The sequence below is a fragment of the Nocardioides sp. NPDC047086 genome (genome assembly GCF_040643685.1).
Lineage (GTDB): Bacteria > Actinomycetota > Actinomycetes > Propionibacteriales > Nocardioidaceae > Nocardioides.
Genome location: NZ_JBEYUV010000037.1, coordinates 1 through 20242 on the forward strand (window position 1 = coordinate 1; position 20242 = coordinate 20242).

Annotated in this window: 18 protein-coding genes; 7 read left to right on the forward strand and 11 right to left on the reverse strand. The window is 70.8% G+C overall.

The features are described 5' to 3' along the window. Window positions 1-90 precede the first annotated feature (90 nt). The 6 genes from ABZ796_RS22340 to ABZ796_RS22365 all read right to left on the reverse strand — a co-directional run bounded on the left by ABZ796_RS22340 (window position 91) and on the right by ABZ796_RS22365 (window position 8025). The gene (locus tag ABZ796_RS22340) at window positions 91-942 is read right to left on the reverse strand and encodes an aldo/keto reductase (protein WP_357339882.1); all 852 of its coding nucleotides are present in this window, start codon (window positions 940-942) and stop codon (window positions 91-93) included. 50 nt (window positions 943-992) lie between these two features. Then, window positions 993-1580 (reverse strand): hypothetical protein, encoded by a 588-nt coding sequence (locus ABZ796_RS22345; RefSeq protein ID WP_357339884.1) that lies wholly within the window; start codon window positions 1578-1580, stop codon window positions 993-995. Window positions 1581-1652: 72 nt separating this feature from the next. Next, complete coding sequence (locus ABZ796_RS22350) at window positions 1653-4616, reverse strand: AAA family ATPase (RefSeq protein WP_357339886.1); 2964 nt, start codon at window positions 4614-4616, stop codon at window positions 1653-1655. 17 nt (window positions 4617-4633) lie between these two features. Further along, the gene (locus ABZ796_RS22355) at window positions 4634-4774 is read right to left on the reverse strand and encodes a hypothetical protein (RefSeq protein WP_350659948.1); all 141 of its coding nucleotides are present in this window, start codon (window positions 4772-4774) and stop codon (window positions 4634-4636) included. A 90-nt stretch (window positions 4775-4864) separates the two neighbouring features. Beyond that, complete coding sequence (locus tag ABZ796_RS22360) at window positions 4865-7798, reverse strand: AAA family ATPase (protein WP_357339888.1); 2934 nt, start codon at window positions 7796-7798, stop codon at window positions 4865-4867. 104 nt (window positions 7799-7902) lie between these two features. Beyond that, on the reverse strand, window positions 7903-8025 hold the full coding sequence (locus ABZ796_RS22365) for a hypothetical protein (RefSeq protein WP_357339889.1): 123 nt from the start codon (window positions 8023-8025) through the stop codon (window positions 7903-7905). A 158-nt stretch (window positions 8026-8183) separates the two neighbouring features. On the opposite strand from ABZ796_RS22365, the gene ABZ796_RS22370 reads away from it, so the two are divergent. Together ABZ796_RS22370 and ABZ796_RS22375 are read left to right on the forward strand one after the other, a co-directional pair. Then, window positions 8184-8780 (forward strand): nitroreductase family protein, encoded by a 597-nt coding sequence (locus ABZ796_RS22370; RefSeq protein ID WP_357339890.1) that lies wholly within the window; start codon window positions 8184-8186, stop codon window positions 8778-8780. Between the two features lie 203 nt (window positions 8781-8983). Then, window positions 8984-9925, forward strand: a complete 942-nt coding sequence (locus tag ABZ796_RS22375) for a type IV toxin-antitoxin system AbiEi family antitoxin domain-containing protein (RefSeq protein ID WP_357339891.1) — start codon at window positions 8984-8986, stop codon at window positions 9923-9925. A gap of 37 nt (window positions 9926-9962) precedes the next feature. Here ABZ796_RS22375 and ABZ796_RS22380 read toward each other — a convergent pair whose 3' ends face one another. From ABZ796_RS22380 to ABZ796_RS22390, 3 genes are read right to left on the reverse strand one after another with little or no spacing between them, the layout of a single operon-like run. After that, entirely contained in the window at window positions 9963-10901 is a 939-nt protein-coding gene (locus ABZ796_RS22380; RefSeq protein WP_357339893.1) for an SDR family NAD(P)-dependent oxidoreductase, read from the reverse strand. Window positions 10902-10918: 17 nt separating this feature from the next. Further along, complete coding sequence (locus tag ABZ796_RS22385) at window positions 10919-11473, reverse strand: dihydrofolate reductase (RefSeq protein ID WP_357339894.1); 555 nt, start codon at window positions 11471-11473, stop codon at window positions 10919-10921. Beyond that, the gene (locus ABZ796_RS22390; protein WP_357339896.1) at window positions 11473-12138 is read right to left on the reverse strand and encodes a dihydrofolate reductase family protein; all 666 of its coding nucleotides are present in this window, start codon (window positions 12136-12138) and stop codon (window positions 11473-11475) included. Before ABZ796_RS22390 ends, ABZ796_RS22385 begins: the two co-directional genes overlap by 1 nt. Window positions 12139-12247: 109 nt before the next feature. On the opposite strand from ABZ796_RS22390, the gene ABZ796_RS22395 reads away from it, so the two are divergent. Then, on the forward strand, window positions 12248-12736 hold the full coding sequence (locus ABZ796_RS22395) for a helix-turn-helix domain-containing protein (RefSeq protein WP_357339898.1): 489 nt from the start codon (window positions 12248-12250) through the stop codon (window positions 12734-12736). 9 nt (window positions 12737-12745) lie between these two features. Here ABZ796_RS22395 and ABZ796_RS22400 read toward each other — a convergent pair whose 3' ends face one another. Next, complete coding sequence (locus ABZ796_RS22400; protein ID WP_357339900.1) at window positions 12746-13894, reverse strand: DUF697 domain-containing protein; 1149 nt, start codon at window positions 13892-13894, stop codon at window positions 12746-12748. A gap of 73 nt (window positions 13895-13967) precedes the next feature. On the opposite strand from ABZ796_RS22400, the gene ABZ796_RS22405 reads away from it, so the two are divergent. Genes ABZ796_RS22405 through ABZ796_RS22420 form a run of 4 tightly spaced genes read left to right on the forward strand, consistent with a single transcriptional unit; the run spans window position 13968 to window position 18619 of the window. Next, window positions 13968-15257, forward strand: coding sequence for a C39 family peptidase (locus ABZ796_RS22405; RefSeq protein WP_357339902.1), 1290 nt, complete (start codon window positions 13968-13970; stop codon window positions 15255-15257). A 53-nt stretch (window positions 15258-15310) separates the two neighbouring features. Continuing rightward, a complete protein-coding gene (locus ABZ796_RS22410) occupies window positions 15311-16615 on the forward strand; it encodes a M20/M25/M40 family metallo-hydrolase (protein ID WP_357339904.1) in 1305 nt (434 codons plus the stop codon). Beyond that, window positions 16612-18054: an MFS transporter gene (locus ABZ796_RS22415; RefSeq protein WP_357339905.1), complete on the forward strand. Its 1443-nt coding sequence runs from the start codon at window positions 16612-16614 to the stop codon at window positions 18052-18054. Before ABZ796_RS22410 ends, ABZ796_RS22415 begins: the two co-directional genes overlap by 4 nt. 25 nt (window positions 18055-18079) lie before the next feature. Beyond that, complete coding sequence (locus ABZ796_RS22420; RefSeq protein ID WP_357339906.1) at window positions 18080-18619, forward strand: DUF1992 domain-containing protein; 540 nt, start codon at window positions 18080-18082, stop codon at window positions 18617-18619. Between the two features lie 635 nt (window positions 18620-19254). Here ABZ796_RS22420 and ABZ796_RS22425 read toward each other — a convergent pair. Next, window positions 19255-20241 (reverse strand): helix-turn-helix domain-containing protein, encoded by a 987-nt coding sequence (locus ABZ796_RS22425; protein ID WP_357339907.1) that lies wholly within the window; start codon window positions 20239-20241, stop codon window positions 19255-19257. Window position 20242: the final 1 nt, after the last annotated feature.

The following is a 20242-nucleotide window of genomic DNA, read 5'->3' on the forward strand; positions in this document are numbered from 1 at the left end:
GTCGACGAGGCCCACTGCATCTCCGACTGGGGGCATGACTTCCGGCCCGACTACCGCCGGATCCGTACGCTGCGGCGGGAGGTTGGACACTCAGAAGGACGGGATCCAGTCGAAGGTGTCGGGGTTGGGGCCGGAGCGGCCGGACTCGCCCTTGTCGAGGGCGGCGAGGGCGGCGATCTGGTCGGCGCTCAGCTCGAAGTCGAAGATCGCGAGGTTCTCCTCGAGCCGCTCACGGCGTACGGACTTGGGGAAGACGATGTCGCCCCGGTCGATCTGCCAGCGGAGCAGGACCTGGGCGGGCGACTTGCCGTGGGCGGAGGCGATCTCGGCGACCACCGGGTCGGTCAGCTCGCCGCCGCCCTGACCGAGCGGGGACCACGACTCGACCTTCGCGCCGTGGGCCAGGGTCGCGGCGCGAGCGGCCTCGTTGGTGAAGTAGGGGTGGACCTCGATCTGGTTGACCGCGGGGGCGACGCCGGTCTCGGCGACGATCTTGTCGAGGTGGTCGGGCTGGAAGTTGGAGACGCCGATGGAGGTGGTCAGGCCCGCCTCGCGGAGGCCGACGAGCGCCTCCCACGTCTTCGCGTACGTCCCGTCGTACTGCGTCGGCAGCGGCCAGTGGATCAGGAACAGGTCGACGTGGTCCAGGCCGAGCAGCTCCAGGGACCTCTCCAGGGACGCCTTGGCCTTGGCCGGGTCGTGCTGGGAGTTGTTGAGCTTGGTGGTGACGTAGACGTCCTCGCGGGCGAGTCCGGCGCGCTTCAGGGCGGCGCCGACTCCGGCCTCGTTCTGGTACATCTGCGCGGTGTCGATGTGGCGGTAGCCGACCTCGAGAGCCTGGCTCACCACCTGCTCGGTCTCGTCCTGAGGGACCTGCCAGACGCCGAGACCGAACTGCGGGATCGAAGTGTCGTCATTGAGCTTGATCGTGGGAACCGTCATGTCCCCATACAACCAAGCGTCCGATGACCTATTCCATCCCCGGCTCGATCTCAGCCGATCGTCACGGTGACCACGTTGGAGTAGGTGCCGGTGTCGATGTCCTTCATCCGGAACTTGTGCTTCCCGACCCGGCCGGACTGGATCGGGGTGGAGAACTGCTCGCCCCTGACCGGTACGTCCGGGATCCCGAACTCCTCCCAGCCCTGGCCGTCGTTGCGCTCCAGGCGGAGGATGGCGCCCTCGCCACGCGGGTAGATCCCGCTGAGGTCGATCCGCTCCATCGGCTTCGCCTGGACGATTCCGGCCTGCAGGGTGATCTCCTTCGCCGGCTTCTCCTCGACGGTCTTGGACGGCGACGGGCTCGTGGAGGCCGCCTGCTTCTCCGGAGCGCTCGTGGGCGAGGCGTTGAGCGTGATCGCCGGCCCGCTCGCGGTCTTGGTCGGCTTCGGCGAGGGGGCGTAGAGCGAGGCGCCCGCGTCGGGGTCGGTGCCCTGGTCGTCGGCGGCACCGCCGCCACCCAGGCCCATGATGTTGGCACCGACGAACATCCCGATCCCGACGATCAGCCCCACTCCGACCGCGACCGCGACGAGAGCCGTGACTCCGGCTGCGATCGGGTGCTGCCCGCCCTGCTTCACATCTGCTCCTCGCCCGCCCGCCCGTGGTGATGGTGACAATTCAGCCACACGTTCCCACCGAGCACCACCGGTTCAGCTGATCAGCTGCTGGCGGCGGGCGATGGCGGCCGCCTCCGTGCGGCTCCCGGCGCCCAGCTTCCCGAGGATGTTGGAGACGTGCACGGAGACCGTCTTCGTGGAGATGAACAGCTGCTTGCCGATCTCGCCGTTGCTGCGTCCCGCGGCCACCAGCGTCAGGATCTCGCTCTCCCGCGGCGTCAGCGACGTCGACGTCGCCTGCTGCTGCTTGACCGTCGTCGCACCCAGCGACCTCAGCTCGTCGAGCAACGGCTGCAGCCCGAGCCGCTTCGCGGTCTCCCGGGCCTTGTCTGCGGTCACCCGCGAGCCGGCCACGTCCCCCATGGCCCGCTGGATGGCGGCGTACGTGGTCCGGACCGTCGCCAGACCCGGGACGTCACCGTAGGCCTCGACCTGCTGCTCGGCACGCTCCCACGCCGCCAGCAGCGACTCCTGAGACGGGGCGTCGATCCCGGCCAGCCAGTGGACGCGGAGCACCTCCGCCTCCAGCCGGGCGGTCCAGGCCCGTCCCTCCGGCCCCCACTCTCCGGGCTCGTACTGCGCGACCACCTGCTCGCCGTCGCTGTGCAGCCCGTCGACGATCTCGACCAGCGCCGGCCACCGCGCCGCCGGCAGCGAGGGCAGCATCTGCGCGATCCCGGAGGCGGCGACGACCGCCAGCCGCACGCGGCCGCCGAACCACTCGGTCCAGAACTGGGAGAGGGTCTCGACCGCGTCGGCGTAGACCCTGAGCACCCCTTCGGCGTCGCCGGCGCGGGCCATCGCGGTCATCTCCACGATCGAGCCGTTGAGGGCGATCAGCCCCTCCTGGGTCCAGAACGGACGCAGCGCCTTGGCGTCCTCCCCGACCGATGCCCCCTGCGCCTGCTCCATGATCAGCCGGAGCGAGTCGAGGAGCGCGACCGGCACCGGCGGCGCGTCGGGCAGGTTGCCGCCGGCGAGCGCGAGCGCCTCGTCCCACTCCCCCAGGACCATCTGCATCCGGACGATGTCGGCACGGGCCGCGGCGGCGTAGGGCGACCACTGCAGCGACTCGCCACCGGCGTCGTCGATCACCGCCCGGAACCACCGCAGTGCCGCCGCGTAGTCCCCGGCCTCGTCATAGGAGCGGCCGAGCGTGAACAGCCCCCGGCTGACGGCGTAGGTCGACCCGACCTGCCGCGCCTGATCGATCGTCTCGCGCAGCACCTGCCGGAAGCCCTCGACCTTGTCACCGCCGGCCCGGCCGGTGCGGACCTTGAGCATCGACAGGCTGGTGGCCATGTCGGAAGCGAGCTTGGAGAGACTGTGCCGCTCCGCGATCTCGATGCCCTCCAGCCCGACGGCCTCGGCCTCCTCGCTGCGGCGGAAGGTCACCAGCGTCCGGGTGCGCACGGCGAGCACCGCGCACCGCGCCTTGGGCTCCGCGTCGGCCGGGAGCGCGAGCATCGCGTCGTGGGAATGGGTGAGCGGGTCGCCGTTCTCCATGGCGAGGGCCGCCTCGGCCCGGGTCGCCAGCAGCAGCGCCCGGCCCACCGACGGGCCGGCCGGGATGGCGTCGAGCCGCTCGGCCAGGATCGCGTCGGCCCGCGAGGGCAGCCCGGCGAGGATGAGTGTGTCGGCGGCGCGCTCGTAGACCCGGTCCAGGTTGACCGCGGCCGCCTTGGCGACCTTCGGGTCCGCGGCGAGACCCAGCGCCTTCTCGTAGTGGTGGGCGGCCTCGCCCACGCCACTGACGCTACGGGCCTCCTCGGCCGCGGCGATGCGAGCCCGCAGCGCGGTCGCAAGATCGCCTGCGTGCTTGGCGTGCAGCGCGAGCTCCGCGGCCGCACCCAGTCCGGGCGTCTCCTTCAGCACCTCGGCGAACCGGGCGTGCAGGCGGACCCGCTCGCCGGGCAGCAGATCGTCGTAGACCGCCTCGGCGAGCAGCGCGTGGCGGAACGTGTAGCGCGAGCCGGTCGGCTCGAGCACCTTCTGCTCGACCGCGGTGCGCAGCGCGTCGTCGAGCTCGTCGGTCTTCATCTCGGTCACCGCGGCGAGCAGCTCGTGGGTGACCCGGCGCCCGGCGATGCTCGCCGTGCGGACCACGCTCCGGGCCGAGCCGTCGAGCCGGTCCAGTCGCACCAGCAGCAGGTCGGCGAGGTCGACCGGGAGATCTTCGTCGCAGCCCGCCTGCACGAGCTCCTCGACGAAGAAGGCGTTGCCCTCGGCGCGGCGTACGACTCGTTCGGCGTCGACCTTGCCGGAGGCGAGCTCGTGGACCAGCAGTCGCACCGAGTCGTCGGAGAGCGGCTCGAGCACGATCCGCTCGACGTCGGGCAGCCGGCCCCACTCACCGACCTGGCGGCGCAGCGGGTGCCGGCGGTGGATGTCGTCGGCGCGGTAGGAGGCGACCATCGCGACCGGGCCGACGTAGGGCCGGGTGAAGAGGTAGGTCAGCAGGTCGCGGGTCGACTGGTCGGCCCAGTGGGTGTCCTCGACCACGACCAGCAGCGGCGCCTTCTCGGCGGCCGCCTCGAAGAGGGTGTGGACCGCATCGAAGAGCTGCCCCCGGTCGGTGCCGGTGGGGGCGGCCCCCTGGTTGGCACCCATCACCCGGCGTACGGGCCTCAGCCTGGCCAGCGCGGGATAGTCGGCCGCCACCCGCTCGACGACGTCGGGCAGGTCCGCGACGATGCGGTCGAGGATCTCCGAGAACGGCATGTACGCCACGGCGCTCTCGCCGAAGTCGACGCAGTGTCCCGCGTGCACCTGCCAGCCGTCGGACACGGCACGGTCGCGCAGCGCGGTCAGCAGGCGCGTCTTGCCGACACCGGCGTCGCCGGCGAGGAGCACGTGCTGGCGGCGGGCGTCGGTGGTCGAGGCGACGCCGAGCAGCCCGGTGAGGGTGCGCAACTCCGGGTCGCGACCTACGAATGACCGAGCACTTTGCGCCATGTCCCCTATCATCGCGCCTCCGGGCCCGGGATTCTCCCGCATTACCGTCCTCCGGGGACTCAGTTGTGTATCGAGTCCATCCGGCGCGGACGGCGTCGCTTCACCTGGCGGGCGAGGCGGTCGGCCGCGGTCGCACGGCGAATGGTCTGCTGGCGGTAGGCCAGCTCGGCGTCGTAGCTGATCTGGTTGCTGTAAGTCATGCCTCCAGCCTCGGCTCCTGAGGTAGCGCCACGCATGAGGCGCCTGCCTTAGGAGCCGGTCAGAGGTGCCTCATTCGACCGTGATCCACGTCACTCCACCAGCCCGCGGCGACGTCCGATGGCCGCTGCCTCGGTGCGGCCGGAGGCGCCGAGCTTGGCCAGGATGTTGGAGACGTGGACCGAGACGGTCTTGGTCGAGATGAACAGCTGCTTGCCGATCTCGCCGTTGCTCCTCCCGGCCGCGACCAGGGCGAGGATCTCGCTCTCCCGGGCGGTCAGCTGACCGGAGGGTCCGGCCGTCGACCGCTGCGGTGTGGTGCCGAGGGTGAGCAGGTGGTCGAGCAGCGGTCGGGCACCGAGCCGCTTCGCCGTCTCCCGGGCCTGATCGGCCAGCTCGCGCGCCCCGGCGGTGTCGCCCCCGGCCCGGAGGATCTCGGCCAGCCTGACCTGCGACCAGGCGAGCTCGTGGACGTGCGGAAAGGCCTCGAAGGCGGCCACGGTCTCGCGCCACGCCTCGACGAGATCTGCCTGGTCGGGCACGGCGAGACCGGCCAGCCAGTGGGCACGGAGCCCCTCGGCCCGCAGCCGCGCCGACCACGCCTGACCCTCCAGTCCCCACGGCTGCTCCGTCCCGACGGGCCGCGTGCCCGCCTCGTGGATGCGGTCCACCTGCGCCATCACCTGCGGACGCGCACCGACCGGGAGCGCCGGGACGGCCGAGCCGATCGCGCCGACGGCGATCGCCGAGAGCCGGGCATGGGCGCCGAACCACTCTCCCCAGCCGGCGGTGAGGGCCGCGACACCGGCGTCGTAGGCCTCGATCGCACCGTCGATGTCGCCACGACCCGCAGCCGCCCAGATCTCCACCGGTGCCGACTCGCTCGCGGTGGCCACCTCCTGCTTCCACGACGGCCGCAGCCGCCGAGCCTCGGCACCGACGTCGGCGCCGCGGGCCTGCTCGATCATCAGCCGCTTGGACTCCAGCCACGGCCACAGCACCGGCGGGATGCCGTACACCTCGGTCAGCGCGAGCGCCTCGTCCCACCGGCCGGTGATGTGGAGGTGGTCGAGCCAGGCGATCCGGGCGTCGAAGGCGTACGGCGCCCAGGGGACGCCCCGCTCCAGGCTGAGCTCGAAGGCGCTGCGGTAGTTCTCACCAGCCTCCTCGAGACGGTCGGCCGCGTCGAGGGCGAAGGCGAGCTGGAGCCGGGCGCGCAGCTCCGGGTGCAGCGCACCCACCTTGGCGGCCCTGGCCACCGCCTCGCGCAGCGGCTCGATCCAGGCCTGCGGCGGGCGGCCCCACGAACCGGCCAGCGTCGCCGCCACCTCCGCGGCGAGACCGGTCCGGCCGAGCTCCTCGGCCAGCGCCAGCGCCTCCCGGCCTGCCTTCTCGGCGTCGTCGTGACGGCGGTAGATCATCAGCGACCGGGCGTACGCCGCGAGCAGCCGCGCGCGCACCAGCGGCGGAGCGTCCTCGGGGAGCTCGGCCATCGCCTTCTGCGCGAGCGCCCCCACCCGGACATCGTTGACGTAGGCGAAGCTGGTCTCGATCTCGACCGTCAGCAGCTGCGCGCGCCACAGCCCGGGTGCGTCGGCCGGGAGCGACTCCCGCTGCTCACGGGCCAGCTTCCCGGCCCGGTCGGCGTGTCCGGCGGCCACCATCGCGTCGCTGGCCTTGACCACCAGGTCGACGAGGCGCTGGGTGTCGTGGTCGGAGTCGGCGCGACCGGCGAGCTGGGCGATCGCCTGCTGATAGTGCTGCGAGGCCTCGTCGGGACCACCGGCGGCGGCCGCCTCGTCACCGGCGGCGATCCCGGCGCTCAGCGCGGTCTCGTGGTCGCCGGCAAGCCGGGCATGACGGGCGAGCCCGGCCGCGCTGCCGGTCGTGAGGTCTCCGGCCAGCGCCTCGACGTACCGCTGATGGAGCCGGACCCGCTCGCCCGGCAGCAGGTCGTCGTAGACCGCCTCGCCGAGCAGCGCGTGCCGGAAGACGTAGTAGCCGTCCTCGCGCGGGACCAGGATCGCGCGCTCGATCGCCTGCCTCAGCCCGGCGTCGAGCGTGGCGCGGTCGAGCCCGGCGACGGCCTCGAGGACCTCGTCGCTGACGTCGCGCCCGGCGGCGCTGGCCGTGTCGACCACCTCGCGGGCGGTCGCGTCGAGCTGGTCGAGCCGGATCAGGAGCAGGTCGGCGAGGTCCCAGGGCAGCTCGTCGGCACCGGCGGCCTGCACCAGCTCCTCGACGAAGAACGCGTTGCCGTCGGCGCGGCGTACGACGCTCTCCACGTCGATCCCGTCCTCGTGGCCCTCGAGGTCTCCGGCGAGCTCACCGACCAGGATGCGTACGTCATCGTCCGAGAGCCGCCCGAGGTGGAACCGCTCGACCGAGGGCAGCCGGGTCCACTCGGCCAGCTGGCGGCGCAGCGGGTGGCGGCGGTGGAGGTCGTCGGCGCGGTAGGAGGCGAGGATCGTGACCGGCCCGTCGAACGGCCGGGTGAAGAGGAAGGTCAGCAGGTCCCGGGTCGACTGGTCGGCCCAGTGGGTGTCCTCGACCACGACCAGCAGCGGCGCCTTCTGCGCCGCCCGCTCCAGCAGCGCGTGGATCGCGGCGAAGAGGTTGCCCCGGTCGAGCGCCTCCTGGACGGCGGTGTCGGCCTCACCGAGCGCACGGGCCACGGGCGCCATCCGCAGGAGCGCCGGATGTACGTCGGCGACCTGCGCGACCACGTCGGGCAGCGCGGTGGTGATGTTGTCGAGGATCTCGGTGAAGGGCAGGTACGCCTCGGCGCTGTCGCCGAAGTCGAGGCAGTGCCCGACCAGCACCTGCCTGCCGTCGGCCGCGGCCCGGCCGCGGAGCTCGCGCAGGATCCGGGTCTTGCCGACACCGGCGTCGCCCGCGAGGAGGACATGCCTGCCTCCGCCCGGCTGGGCGCCCGCCGGCCCGGCCAACCCCGCCAGCCCCGCCAGCCCCGCCAGCGTCTCCAGGTCGGTGTCACGCCCGACCAGCCTCTCGGCACTCTGCGCCATGGGCGCAATCATCGCGCCCTCCGCCAACCCCGGACGTGAAGCAACGCCGAACCGGATCTCTCCTGCTCGGCGTTGCTGGTCGTGACTGCCGCTGGGCGCCCGCATCAGCGGGTGCGGTTGCGTCGCGTCTGACGAGCCTCGGTGGCCCGCTGGCGCTTGGCCAGGTCCTTCTGGATCTGCTGGCGGCGGTACTTGACCTCTGCTTCGTAACCTACGGTGGTGTACATCTCGATCTCCTGCTGGCTTGTCCTGCTGGGATGTCCTGCGGGGATGTCCTGCTGACATCGAGAAGACTCCTCTGCTGAGGTAGGCACCCGGATCGGTCGCGCGCCTTACTTTCCGGCCTCGGCCCCGACCTGAGCGCCTTAGACGGGACACTGGGCCTATGGAGTTCTCCGAGGTCGTACGTCGCCGCAAGATGGTCCGCAGCTACACCGGCGATCCGGTGGACCCTGAGGTGATCGACAAGATCCTGCACAACGCCACCCGGGCGCCCTCGGCGGGCTTCTCCCAGGGCTGGGCCTTCCTCGTGCTCGACACCCCTGAGGACGTACGCCGCTACTGGGAGGCGACGGCCGACGTGGACAACCCCGACAGCTGGCTCACCGGGATGATGACGGCCCCGGTGATCGTGATCCCGTGCTCCTCCAAGGCGGCCTACCTGGACCGCTACGCCCAGCCCGACAAGGGCTGGACCGACCGCGACGAGGCCCACTGGCCGATGCCGTTCTGGCACATGGACACCGCGATGGCGACCATGTTGATCCTGCAGACCGTGGTCGACGAAGGCCTCGGCGCCCTCTACTTCGGCATCCCGCCGGAGTCCGACGCCGCGGTCCGCAAGGCCTTCGACATCCCCGACGCCTTCGACCCCATCGGCGCCGTCACCATCGGCCACCCCGCCTCCGGCGGCGCCAAGGGCTCCCCCACCCGCCGCAAGCGGACCCCGCTCGAGGACGTCGTCCACCGCGGGCGGTGGTGAGGGTGGGTGGATGTTCGTCTAGGTATGCAGACGAGCATCCACTTCCCTAGTGGGGTTCCACGCGGGAAGTGACGGTTCGGCTGCGTACCTAGACCAACATCCCCCGGGCCGCTGACCATCCACATGGGCATCTCACGCACGGGTTATCCACACGCGGCCGGGTCGGGCTGGAAATGCAGTCACGACCGGGCGACGGTCGGGCCATGGATGAACTGGACCTTGCCGTCGAACGAGCCGGCTTCTTCACGACACAACACGCCAAGGCGGCGGGCTACGCCGACCGCGAGATCACCAAGATGGTTCGGCGCAGGGAGTGGCACCGGATCAGAAGGGGCGCCTACGCCCCAGCGGCCGTGTGGGCGGAACTCGACGACGTCGGCCGTCACCGCGTGCGCTCCAGCGCCGTGCTCCACGCGCTCGGACCGAAGGTGGCGTTGAGTCACGCCTCAGGAGTCGTACGCCACGACATCGACCTCTGGCGGGTCCCGCTCGACCGCGTGCACGTCACCCGGCTCGACGGAGGCCCGGGCCGGATCGAGGGTGATGTTGTGCACCATGAAGGGTTCACCGGTCACGACGACATCATCGAGGTGGAAGGTCAGCAGGTGGTGCGCCCGGAACGGTGCGTACTCGAGACAGCATCACGCATCGACACCGAGGCGGCGTGGTGTCTGCTCGACTCAGGTCTGCGGAGCAAGAGGTTCAACCGGGAACAGCTCGACGCGGCATACTCGATCATGGAGCACTGGCCTTTCATGCGCCGCGTGGGGACGGTGCTGCCCTACGCCGACAGGCGGTCGGGCTCGGTCGGTGAGTCGCGAGGCACGGCGATGTTCAAACGCTACGGCGTCCCCCGGCCCCAACTGCAGTACGAGGTGCGCCGCCCCGACGGCACGCTCGCCGGCATCACGGACTGGGCATGGCCGCAATACGGGCTGCTCGGCGAGTTCGACGGAAAGATCAAGTACGGCAGGCTGCTCGAGCCCGGCCAGAACGCCGGAGACGTCGTGTTCGAGGAGAAGCGCCGAGAGGACGAGCTGCGCGAGCTGACCAGGTCGGTGATGATCCGATTCATCTGGTCCGACTACGACCGCCCCGCCGAGTCGATCGAGCGGCTCTTTCGGGCGATGCGCCGGGCGGGGTGATCCGGGTGGATGTTCGTCTAGGTACGCAGACGAACCATCACTCCCCTCGCGGAGTTCCACTAGGGAAGTGGATGCTCCGCTGCGTACCTGGATGAACATCCACTCCACGGGCCGCAGCAGAGTCCGGCGTACGCACGTGCGAGACCGCCATCGCGAGGTCGGCCAGCCGCGGGGTGAGGATGTTGAGCACCTCGAAGACCGAGCCGAACGCGCCGTCGACCGTCACCGGCCGGTCCTCGAGCGCGCGGACGACCCGCTCGGCGCACTCCTCGGGGCTCTCGCCGCGACCGGCGTACTCCGCGGTCGGCGCGATCATCGGTGTCCGCACGATCGCGACGCGCATGTTGGTGCAGGTGACGTTGTCGAAGTAGGCCTCGCGACTCAGGATCCGCCCGAACACGTCGAGCGCCGACTTCGCGGCGATGTAGGCGGCGAACTTCGGCGCCTTGATCTGGTTGCCCCAGGTGACGATGTTGACCACGTGTCCGAACCGCTGGGCGCGCATCGCCGGCAGCAGGCCCATCGTGAGCCGGACCGCACCGAAGTAGTTCACCGCCATCATCCGCTCGAAGTCGTGGAAGCGGTCCTGGGTCAGCTCCAGCGACCGCCTGATCGACCGGCCCGCGTTGTTGACCAGGTAGTCGACCGCCCCGTGCTCGGCGAGCAGCTGCTCCACCAGCGCGTCGATCGAGTCACCGTCGGCCATGTCGACGAGGTACGTCGACGCTCGCCCGCCGCTCTCCTCGATGGTCGTCCGCACCCGCTCGAGCTCCTCGGCCCGGCGCGCGGCGAGGAGCACGTGCGCGCCCCGTCGCGCCGCGGCGTACGCCGTCGCCTCACCGATCCCCGAGCTGGCGCCGGTGATCAGCACGGTCCGCCCGTCGAGGGGGCTGGGGCCGCCGGTCACCGCCCGGAGCGTGCGGGCGACGCGGGCGCGGGGTGTCTGCAGGAGCGGGAGCGAGAACAGGCTGACCACGCCTGCACCCTAGGGCCTCAGGAACACACCGGGGAGTAGCGGAGGTCCACCTCCAGGTGGGGATCCTCGCCGATCAGGTTGTGCAGGCGGATCGGGTCGCCGCCGGGGTTGTCGTAGAGGCGGATGCCGTCGCCGAGGAGAACAGGCGCGACGTGCAGGTCGATCTGGTCGATCAGGCCGCGCTCGAGGAGCTGGCGGCCGATGCGATGTCCTGAGCTTGTCGAAGGGTCGGCCGAGTAGACCTCGACGTTCTTCCCGTCGGCCGCCTCGACGGCGATCCGCAGCGCCTCACCGACGTCGCAGCTGAGGAAGGTGATGTGCTCCTGCGGGCGGGCGTCCTCGGGATGGTGGGTCAGGATGAAGACCGGACCCACCCAGTCGCCGTAGGGCATCGCGTCGGGGTAGGCGTCGTGACCGTTGCGGCCGCCCAGGACGGCACCCAGCTGCGAGGAGTACGCCTCCGCGACCCCCGGCGGTCCGGTGACATCGCCCAACCACGCCATCCTCGGCTCGCGGGCGTCGACGAACCCGTCGAGCGACATCGAGAGGTGCCACAGCACCTTGCCGGCCATCACGAGACCGGCTTCCGGTCGAAGGTCACGTGGGTGACGCCGCTGGGCGTCGTGGTCGACGCCACCTCGTAGCCGTCCTCCAGCGCCTCCAACCCGTCCCAGAGCCGTACGCCGCGTCCCAGGACGATCGGGGTGACGGCCACGTGCAGGTGGTCGACGAGACCGGCCGCCAGGTAGGCCCGGATCGAGGACGGGCCACCGCCGAGGCGTACGTCCTGGCCGTCGGCCGCCTCCTGCGCCTCGGCCAGCACCTCCTCGATGGGCGCGTTGCGGAAGTGGAACGTGGTGCCGCCCTTCATCTCGATCGACTCACGGGGCTGGTGGGTCAGCACGTAAGTCGGCGTGTGGAACGGCGGCTCCTCGCCCCACCACCCGGTCCAGTCGGCGTCGTCCTGCCATCCCGGAGGACCGAACTTGTTGGCCCCCATGATCTCGGCGCCGATGCCCTCCCAGGCGCGCCTGGCGAAGACGTCGTCGGCTTCCGCAGCCGGGTCGACGTCCACCCGCTCCCGGTCGCCGCTGGCTCCCTGGAAGGTCGTGGTCGGGAAGAACCACTCCATCAGGCGCACGCCGGCGTGGCCGAAGGGCGCCTCCAGGCTCTGACCGTCGCCGGTGGCGAAGCCGTCCAGCGAGATGCCGATGTTGTGAGCACGTACGAGTGACATGTGCGATCTCCTCGCGATCCAGAGTGATTGCAATTTGCAATCACTGGCGTCGAGAGTAGACTTCCCAATTGCAGATTGCAACCACTATTTCGAGCGCAGGAGCAGCGGAGTGAGCGAGCCCAGGTCGGGGTGCCCGATCAACGCAGCCGTGGAGGTCTTCGGGGACCCCTGGTCGGTGATCGTGCTTCGCGACGTGATGTTCGGAAACCGACGTCACTTCCGCGAGCTGCTCACCAGCTCCGAGGAGGGCATCGCCTCCAACATCCTCAGCAGCCGGCTGAAGAAGCTCGTCGAAGGTGGCCTGCTGACCAAGGAGGAGGCCGGCCGCGGCCAGAAGGCGGCCTACGCGCTGACCGAGGCAGGCATCCAGACGCTGCCGATCATGGTCGCTCTCGGAAACTGGGGGCTCGCCCACCGCGACGGCACCCGCCAGCTCCGGGTCCGCGCTGAGCTGCTGCGCGACGCCGGCCCCGAGATGGTCGAGTCGTTCATGGACGAGCTGCGCGAGCTCCACCTGGGCACGCTCCGACCCGATCCGGACGCACCGCGCGCGAGCGAGCAGCTCGCCGCGGCGTACGAGGCGGCGATGGCGGGGTGAGCGGCCGCCTCACTTCTCCTTGCCGTGGAGCTTCAGCTTCGAGATCTGGTTCTTCAGCTCGTCGAGGAAGAGCGACCGGATGCCCTCGGTGTCCAGGGCGCCGTTGACGCCACGCAGCTTGCCCTCGCCGAGCTTGATGCACACGGCCGACCAGGCGGCGCCGATGGCGGCGGTGAAGCCGGCCGCGACGGTGGCGTTGATCGCCCCGCCACCGACGGTGCCGAAACCGGGGATGAACTTGAGCAGGTTGCCGGCGACGGAGCGGCCGGCCTGGGTGGCGGCCGCGGTGGCCGCGATGGAGGCCATCGCGGCCTTGTCCACCTCGATGCCGTAGATCGCCGAGATGCGCGCCATCATCCCGAGCTGGATCGGCACCAGGACGACCGCGTCGGAGAACGGGATCGGGGTCGCGCCGGCGGCTCCGGCCGCGGTCGCGGCCCCCGCGATCACGGTGTTCGCCTGCTCCTGCTTCCGCTTGAGATCCACCCTCTGCGCCGCGGTGAGAGCTTCCTCGACGCCTGCAGGCGCGCATCGAAAGGTGGCATCAACAAGTTCCTGCAGTCCGTGGACCTGCTGGCCCGAGAAGTCGTCGGCCTTGGCGTTGGTCAGGTAGACCCGGGCGCCGTGCACGGGCAGCCCGCGTGCGTCGATCTGCTGGGCGAACTCGACCGCGTCCGGGTGGTAGGCCCCGGTCGGGGACGTCGGCACCTGGGTCATCACCAGCACGACCGGCAGCCCCAGGTCGGCCAGCTTGCGGATGAACGCGGCCTCGGTCTCCTCGAAGCGGCGGTCGGCGAAACGTACGGCGTACCAGGCGACGTGGATCTGCTCGGACTGCGGCTTGCGGCGGCGCTCCTGGATCAGCTTGGCGAGGTCCTTGATCACCCGGTCGCCCTCGACGCCGATCTCCAGGCCCTGGGTGTCGAGCAGCCCGAAGAACCCGCTGGTGTGCAGGTAGAGCGTCGACTCCTTCGTCACCGGCTCACCGATCCCGGTCCTGGCCACCTCCGCCCCGAAGACGGCGTTGACCAGCGTCGACTTGCCTACCCCGGTCTTGCCGAAGACGGCGAGGTTGAACCGGCCGATCTCCTTGGACGACTCGGCGTACCTCTTGTGGAACTCGTCCTTGAACCAGCCGTCGGATGCGAAGTTGTTCACGTCGACCAAGGATGCCAGTCGGCACCGACGAAATGTCGTGGCCGCGCGCTCGCAGGAGGAATAGCGTTCCGACATGAGCCCTCGGTCCTGCCTCGCGTACGTCGCCGCTCTCGCCGTCGCAACCGTCCTGGTAGCGCCTACGACTCCGGTCCACGCGGCCGGGTCCGAGACCCGGCCCACCGATATCACCCTGACCCGGTGGAACAGCCTCGAGGACTTCGCGAAGGGCAGGTCGAGCAACCTGCGCCCCGACCGGCACGGCACCCTCCGGATCGGCCGCGGCAGCGAGACCACGACCTACACCGACCCCTTCGGCGACGGCACCGCGAGGACGTACGAGCTCGGCACCTGGACCTCGCCCGTGATCAGGACCGGATACCCGATCGACGAGTCGGTCACCTCCTGGGACGTCGAGACCCCGACCGGCACCTGGGTCGAGATCCGGTTCCGCGGCCGGAAGGCGGACGGCACCTGGACGAAGTGGTTCGTGATGGGTCGCTGGACGGCCGGCGACGACTTCGCGGCCGGCGACATCCACCGCACCTCCGTCGAGGGTCAGAGCGACACCGACGCGGGGCTCTACACCGACACCTACGTCGCTCGGACCGGCAAGGAGCCCGAGGCGTTCCAGACCAGGGTCACCCTGCTGCGCCCCGAGGGCGCGACCGTCTCCCCGAGCCTGCGAACGGTCTCGACGCTGACCAACGAATACCTGCCCGACTCCGCCTACCCCGGCACCAGCGCGCCGACCCTCGACAGCGCGATCGACCTCCGTGTCCCGCCGTTCAGCCAGAACATCCACCGCGGCGAATACCCGGAGTTCGGTGGCGGCGGCCAGGTCTGGTGCTCACCGACGTCGACGACGATGGTGCAGTACCACTGGGGTCACGAGGTCCCGGCGCGCGAGCTGGCGGGCATCGAGGCGCCCAACGGCGACCCGCAGGTCGCCTACGCCGCTATCAACACCTGGGACTACGCCTATGAGGGCTCCGGCAACTGGCCGTTCAACACCGCGTACGCCGGCCGCTGGGGCATGGACGGGTTCGTGACCCGACTGCGGTCGCTGGCCGAGGCCGAGACCCTGGTGGCGGCGGGCTTCCCGCTGGTCGTCTCGGCCAGCTGGGAGCTCGAGGAGATGCCGGAGGCGGGCTACGGCACCGACGGCCACCTGCTGGTCGTCGGCGGTTTCACCGCCGCGGGCGACCCGATCGTCTACGACCCCAACCACCGCTCCAACGACGGGGTGCGCAACGTCTACACCCGCGAGAACTTCGAGCGGGTCTGGCAGACCTCGACCGACGGGATCACCTACGTCATCCACCCGCGCGACGTGAGGCTGCCCGGGAGCGCCACAAACTGGTGACGGAGTCGCCAACACGGTGATCTGCACCGCGGCGACCGGGTTAGGTTTCGGTCATGACACTCGACCCCGTTGCCGCTCTTCAGGCCGCACTTCGGGCCCCGACCGTCAACGACGGCTCCGGCGCCGCGGCGCAGGCGTTCGAGCAGCTCCACGCAGCACTGCGCGAACACTTTCCGCTGCTCCACTCGACGCTCGAGCTCACCCCGGTGGGCGGGCACGGGCTCCTCTTCCGCTGGCCCGGCGCCTCGGCCGCGAAGCCGGTCGTGCTGATGGCCCACCAGGACGTCGTCCCGATCGCCGGCGAGTGGACCCACGACCCGTTCGGCGGCGAGATCGTCGACGGCGTGATCCACGGGCGTGGCACCCTCGACGACAAGGGCCAGCTCGTGGCCATCTGCGCCGCGGTCGAAGGACTGCTCGCGGACGGGTTCGAGCCGGCGTACGACGTGTGGCTCTCCTTTGGGTCCGACGAGGAGACGACCGGCGAGGCGGCACGGGCGGCCGTCCAGGAGCTGCGGACCCAGGGCGTCGCGCCGTGGTTCGTGCTCGACGAGGGCGGCGCGGTCGCGTTCGACGCCTTCCCGGGCGTCACCGCTCCCATCGGTGTCGTCGGCGTCGCCGAGAAGGGCACCACCGACGTACGCCTCCGGGTGACCGGCGACGGCGGCCACTCCTCCACCCCACGCCAGAACGGCCCGACCGCGCGGCTGGCCCGCGCGATCACCCGGCTCGACCGGATGTCGATGCCGGTCCGGCTGCCGGCGCCGACGGTCGAGATGTTCGAGCAGATCGCCCCGTACGCGGCCAAGCCCATGCGGCCCGTGCTGGCCAACGCCGGCCGGCTCGCGCCGTCGCTGGCGCGGGTGCTGACCCGGCTCGGACCCGAGCCCGCCGCGCTGACCCGCACCACCGTCGCGATCACGACGCTCGAGGGCAGCCCGGCGGCCAACGTGATCGCCTCGGCCGCCTCGGCCGGGGTCAACCTGCGGATCATGATCGGCGAGACGGTCGCCGAGGTCGTCGAGCGGCTGCGGGCCGCGATCGGCGACAAGCACGTCGAGATCGAGGTCGTCCGAGCCGGCGAGCCGTCGCCGGTCTCCCCTCGCGACGAGGCGTTCTCCCTGGTCACCGACACCATCGCGGAGATCTTCCCCGAGGCCGTACCAGCTCCCTACACGGTCATGGCCGCGACCGACTCGCGCTTCTTCTACGAGATCAGCGACCGGGTCTACCGGTTCGCGCCGTTCCGGATGACCGCCGCCCAGCGGGCCACCATCCACGCCGCCGACGAGAACATCGGGGTCGATGACTACCTCGACGGGATCCGCTTCTACCGAAGGTTGATCGAGTCGCTGTGACCACCGAACGCCAGCGCAGCACCGGCGTCGAGAAGGCCGCCCGCGGGATCTGGGTGATCGTCGGCTTCCTGGTGGCCGTCGAGTTCGCCAGCGGCATCCTCCAGGGCTACTACACCCCGATCTTCTCCGACCTCGCCGACCACCTCGGTGTCTCCGACGCCGATCTCAACTGGCTCGAGGCCGGGCAGCTGATCGTCTCCGCGCTGTGCGTGCCGCCGCTCGCCCGGCTCGGCGACCTGATCGGCCACAAGAAGGTGCTCCTGCTGGCGACCGGGATCACCGCGCTCGCCACCTGGTGGACCGTGGTCGCTCCCGACTTCGGCTCGTTCCTTGTCGCCTGGTCGATCCAGGGCGCCTACGTCATCTGGCTGCCGCTCGAAGTCGCCATCGTCCACAAGCGCACGGGTGGAGACAACGCCCTGACCCGTCGGGCCGCCGGTGTGCTCGTCGGCGCGCTGCAGCTCTCGGTGATCATCGGCGCGATCGCCGCCGGCGCGCTCGTCGGGGTGCTCCCGATGACCGCGATCCTGGCCTTCCCGGCGGTGGCCGTGACCGCGGTCTTCGTCGTCATCGCGGTCGGCATCGAGCCCGACTCCGGCACCAGTGGTGGCGCCTTCGACTGGCTCGGGCTGGCGGTGCTGACCCTCGTGCTCGGCTTGGTCATGGCCGGTCTGGTCGGCGTACGTGTCCTGGGCGCGGGGTCGCTGCTCGCCTGGGCCCTCGTGGTCCTGGGCCTGCTCACGCTGTTCCCGTTCTGGCGGATCGAGACGGCGCTGGAGGATGCGGGTGGGCGCGAGCCGCTGATCGATGTACGCCTGCTGGTCTCGCGCGCGCAGTGGCCGATCCAGCTGACCGCGTTCCTGTTCGGGATGTCGGTCCTGGGGGCACAGATCCCGTTGTCGACCTTCGCGCGCACCGATCCCGCCGAGGCCGGCTTCGGGCTCGGCGCCGACGCGTCGTTCGTGTCGCTGCTGATCGCGGAGTACGTCATCGCGATGGCCGTCTCCGCCTTCACCCTGCCGCTGTGGGCTCGGTTCCTGGGGCCGGTCCGGGCCCAGGCGGTCGCCTGCTTCCTGGTGGCTGCCGGCTACCTGATGTGGCTGCCGTTCCACGACTCCACCGGCCAGGGACTCCTCAACATGGCGGTGGTCGGGCTCGGCTCGGGTGCCCTGGTCGCCTCACTGCCCGCGTCCGCCGCCGCGGCCGCACCGTCCTCGCGCACCGCGTTCGCGACCGGCATGACCAACGCCACCAAGACCGTCGGCGGTGCCATCGCCTCCGCGGTCTTCGCCATCGCCCTCGCGGCGGACGGATCGATCTCAGGGGAGGCGCACGCACCGCTGTCGGGCTACCTCACGGTGTGGGCGGTGTGCGGCATCACCGCTCTCGTCGCCGGGCTGCTGCTCCTGTTGCCCCGCCGCACGACCACCGCTGGGTAAACTTTCCCGCGCTGGAGGTGATCACGTGCCCACGAGCGAGGACCGGCCCGAGGAGCGCCTGGAGACGCAGGCGCCCCCGCTCTCCGACGCTGCAAGCAAGGCGGCGGCCGCCGCCCGGATCGAGAACCAGACCAAGTGGGTCGACCTCCAGGTGCAGCAGTCGATCCAGCGCGGCGAGTTCGACAACCTGCCGGGCGCCGGCAAGCCGATCAAGAACCTCGACCGCGACCACGATCCCGACTGGTGGGTCAAGCAGCTGGTCGAGCGTGAGCAGATCGTGGTGCTTCCGCGGTCTGTCCAGCTCCGCAAGGACGACGCCGAGCTCGACGGCCTCCTCGACACCCAGACCACCGAGGACGGCGCCCGCAGGATCGTCGAGGAGTTCAACGAGCGCGTCATCGCGGCCCGCTACGGCGCACCCGAGGGCCCGCCGCTGATCACCATGCCCCGCGACGTCGAGGCGACTCTGGCCGCTTGGCGTGAGCGTCGTGCGGCTCGGGTGGAGGCGGCCAAGAACGTACGTCGCGAACAGCCGCCGCGGAGACGGCGCTGGTGGCGCCGCTGAGCGGTCGCGGCTGAGAAAGACCGCGGTCAGCGACTGTTGTTTGTGGCTGGTCTTGGGCCGCCGACCCTGTCCTCGAGTGTTTCTCGCCCTGCCCCGGAGTAAAGGACGGCCTGCGGCCGCCGGCTTCGCCGGTCGCCTGCGGCGATCCTTGACACCGGAGCACGTCGAGAAAGATTTGGCTGGCTATCAGGGGCGGCGGCCCCAGTGTGGCCCACGGTAATCGCTCCTCGGGAGGTGGACGCCCCACGGGGAACGAAAGTTCATTCACCCCCGCAGACGTCGACGCTCCCCGGGGTGAACGAAAGTTTCTTCACCCCACCTCGCCGCACGAATTTTCGTTCACCCCAGCTAGGCACCGCCCCACAGCGGCGCCGGCCCACAGCGGCATCGGCGTGAACGAAAATTCGTTCACCCTCAGACCCCAAGCCCCTACCCAACCCACATCACCGCGCCAAACCCCTGCCGCCGGCCCGATAGCCAGCCAACTCTTTTCTCGGCGACGGCCGGTGTCAAGGATCGCCGAAGGCGACCGGCGTCAGCCGGCGGCCGAAGGCCGTCCTTTACTCCGGCCGTCGCCGAGAACACCCTCCAAGCAAGGGTCGGCGGCAAACACCAGCCACAAAAGAACAGCCAGCTCAGCGCGTCGAACCGAGCTTCCCACCCCGAACACCGAGATCGCGCCGAGAGAACCGCATCCGATAGCGCCCCGGAGTCACCCCGACCTCCGAGGTGAACCCGGCCCGAAAGGTCACCGGGGAGTAGTAGCCCGCCTCATGGCTGACCCGCTCGATCGGCAGGTCGGTGGTCTCCAGGAGCGTCTTGGCGACCGCGATCCGCTCGGCGGCCACCCAGCGCATCGGGGTGGTGGCGAGGTCGCGCTCGAAACGGCGGGCCAGGGTGCGCGGCGAGACCGCGGCCGCCGCCGCCAGGCGCTCGAGGGTGACGTCCTCGTGCAGGTTGGCCCGGAGCCAGGTGCGCAGCTCGTCGAGCCAGTGACCCTGCTCGGTGAGCGGGTCGGCCGCGACGTACTGTGCCTGGTCGCCGTCGCGGTGCGAGGCGATGACCAGGTTGCGGGCGATGGTGTTGGCGGCGTGCTGGCCGTGGTCGGTGCGGATCAGGTGGAGGCACAGATCCAGCCCGGCGGCCGAACCCGCGCTCGTCAGCACGCCGTCGTCGACATAGATCGCCCGCGGGTCGAGGTCGACCCGCGGAAACGTACGCCGGAACAGCTCCGCCCACCGCCAGTGGGTCGTGGCTCGGCGACCGTCGAGCAGCCCGGCTTCGGCCAGGGCGAAGGCACCGGTGCACAGCGAGACCATCCGGGCGCCGCCCGCGGCGGCCCGGCGGAGCTCCCGGACCAGGGTCGAGTTGATCGGCTCGCCCGGCCGGATCGCCGGCACCAGCACCGTTTCGGCCTCGGCCAGCGCGGTCATCGGCCGCTGTGGGGTCAGCCTCGGCCCGCCGTGGACGCGCACCCCACGCAGGTCTCCGCACAGCACCACGTCGTAGAGCGGGCTGGCGTCGTGGTCCCAGTCGTAGCCGAGCGCCTCGAGCGGCATCCCGATCTCGAAGAGGGTCATCCCCTCGACGATCGGGACGGCGATGGACGGCTTCGCAAGCATG